Genomic DNA, 2380 nt, shown 5'->3' with positions numbered 1-2380 from the left:
ACCTTATGGATAATCAACAGGCGTGATATTTTACGCTACGTATTATACAATAAAATAAACGATTTGAACTCGGTCGCGCGAATGAGGTTGCCAAACCTATTACAAAAAACCCTTCCAAAGTAAACGCTCGTCTACTCGGAAGGGTTCAGTTCGCTTGTCAAAAATCCTGCCCTGCACATTAAGCGCCACAAAGCGGCCGTGTCTCTTCTTTGTGAGGAGAAAGACGAGGGAACACGCCGACGCGTGCACCTTCTTTTTTCCACCTTATAGATAATCAACAGGTGTGACTTGTTATTTTACATAATTACATAGCTTGCCGACATTCTGTACTTCTACAGATACGACGTCACCCGACTTCATTGGACAACTTCCAGAAGGTGAACCAGTAGCCAAGACATCACCCGGCTCTAGTGTCATAATCTGTGAAATCCAACTAATAAGGAAGGGAATGGAAAGTGACATCTGATTGGTATTACCATCTTGTACGACCTTTCCGTTTAAAGTTGTAACGATTCGTAAATTAGTTGGATCTACACCTGTCACAATCCATGGCCCCAATGGACCAAAAGTGTCAAAACCTTTGCCGCGTGTATACTGGGGATCTGTTTGTGTAAGGTCTCTTGCAGTCACATCATTAAATACAGTGCAGCCAAAAACATAATCTAATGCTTCTTCTTCTTTTATATTTTTGCCGCGTTTCCCAATAACAAGCGCCAGTTCCCCCTCCATTTCCACCTGATTGGTTAAATCATTTGACGGAAGAATGATTTCCCCCTGATCTGGAATCAAAGAAGTTGTCGGTTTTAAAAATAAAAACGGTTCCTTGAGATTGGCCTGCCCCCCAGTTTCTTTTGCGTGTTCAGCATATGTCCAACCGAAATTAACCACTTTTGAAGGTACTACAGGCTCCAAAATTTTCACATCATTATATTTAACTCTTACACCATCATATTTTAGTTGATCATTTACAATTTCAGCAAAATCACTGGACAATTGTAAAATTTCGTCATCCTCAACAATTCCGTAGTATACTTTACCGTCATGATTCTGATAGCGAACTATCGTTTGTGTTTTTCGTATTACCTGCATTGCCACACTAACTCAACTCCATCCAAATAGATTAGATAATCGTTTCTTCTCTAACAAATACAAATCCGCAGTATGTCAAATGTGGATCTGTATTTGAACTATGTGAACTACCCACCACCTACGCTTCGCTTAGAGGCGGAGGCTTCTAAGGTACTCGCACCTACTGGTACGAAATTTACTTAGCTATCGAGCCTGTTCCATGCTCTGTTTATAATTAGACTAACCATCGTAGCCCTTCGTTTTTGATATTGATAGAAGCGTTCCAGTCCCTATCTGCAAAAAAGCCACACTCACAGTGGAACTCTTCCCTTCTTCACTATCGACAAATAAGCCCTTCATCGAAAAATCTAAGCCAATAACAGCCTGTACTTCTTTTTGTATAGGTTGATGTTCGTATTCACTGGGAATTGAAACATCGTATTTTCCTGTTTTGGTTCGGGATAACGTACAAGACTTTAATGAGATGGTGGAATGGAATTTCCCGATGTTGCTTGATTTTCACAAGCTTGAGTGTCGGTAATTTAATATAGCCATCCAAAGGCATGATATTTCCGTTGACCACACTGGTTGTGTACGATTGTCCCGTCTTACGGTTTTTGAACTTCGGAAATTCGGCATGACCTGAAATTAACGTTTCTTTTCGTTCAGCCAGCATTTTGTTGTAGACAAAGCGAACACAACCAAAGGTTTTCGCAAGAAGTTGCTTCTGTTCACCGGTCGGGTACAAACGGAACTTATATGCTTTGTTTGCCATATCGAATCACCTTACCCCTATAAGAACATTCGCTTCATTATACCATGATTACGATAACGGTAGGCTACACCTAACCGACATTCATCTCCCACTTTCACTGGCACTGTCGTACCCCCACGTTTAGAAGTGAGAGACTTTTTTCGGATTAAGTTAAAAAAACTAAGAATTCTATCTTAATCTATTAGGAAATTTTCTTCAAGCGCTAAGTTTGCTCTCTTTCGAGTATAAAACATTGAGCCAACCCAGTAATCACCTGCCCTTTTAGGGCATGAAGCCAATCAAAGTTGGGATTATATACATCTGATTGGATACATCGACACATGTTTGTGGTGGGAGGTAAGAAAAGAAGGAAGGGCGGTGGGCGGGAGCGGAGACGAAAGGCCTTGTTTGTGTCCCGTCGTGATGGCCTTTTCCTCTTTGGACAATCAACTCCATAGATGGATAATCAACAGGCGTGATAATATAGATTATAAAACACTCAAGCTCTTATTAGTATACAAGTTATGTCAACTACCCACCACTTAGATTCTACCGAAT

General features: G+C 40.8%; 1 protein-coding gene and 2 pseudogenes. All 3 read right to left on the bottom strand.

The genetic code is table 11. The features are described from left to right. Positions 1–291: 291 nt before the first annotated feature. Positions 292–1089, bottom strand: coding sequence for a fumarylacetoacetate hydrolase family protein (locus HMPREF0083_RS03895; protein WP_021619741.1), 798 nt, complete (start codon positions 1087–1089; stop codon positions 292–294). A 214-nt stretch (positions 1090–1303) separates the two neighbouring features. Further along, positions 1304–1369, bottom strand: a pseudogene (locus HMPREF0083_RS30060) (hypothetical protein); the annotation flags it as partial. A gap of 17 nt (positions 1370–1386) precedes the next feature. Then, positions 1387–1843, bottom strand: a pseudogene (locus tag HMPREF0083_RS03890) (helix-turn-helix domain-containing protein); the annotation flags it as partial. Positions 1844–2380: the final 537 nt, after the last annotated feature.

Origin of the sequence: Aneurinibacillus aneurinilyticus ATCC 12856 (assembly GCF_000466385.1) — a bacterium.
Lineage (GTDB): Bacteria > Bacillota > Bacilli > Aneurinibacillales > Aneurinibacillaceae > Aneurinibacillus > Aneurinibacillus aneurinilyticus.
The sequence above is the reverse complement of the archived record's forward strand: the minus strand, read 5'-3'. Positions and strand labels throughout refer to the sequence as shown.

Bases quoted from the DNA above. Each gene is read 5' to 3' on its own strand.
- HMPREF0083_RS03895 (WP_021619741.1), bottom strand. From the start codon at position 1,089: ATGCAGGTAATACGAAAAACACAAACGATAGTTCGCTATCAGAATCAT.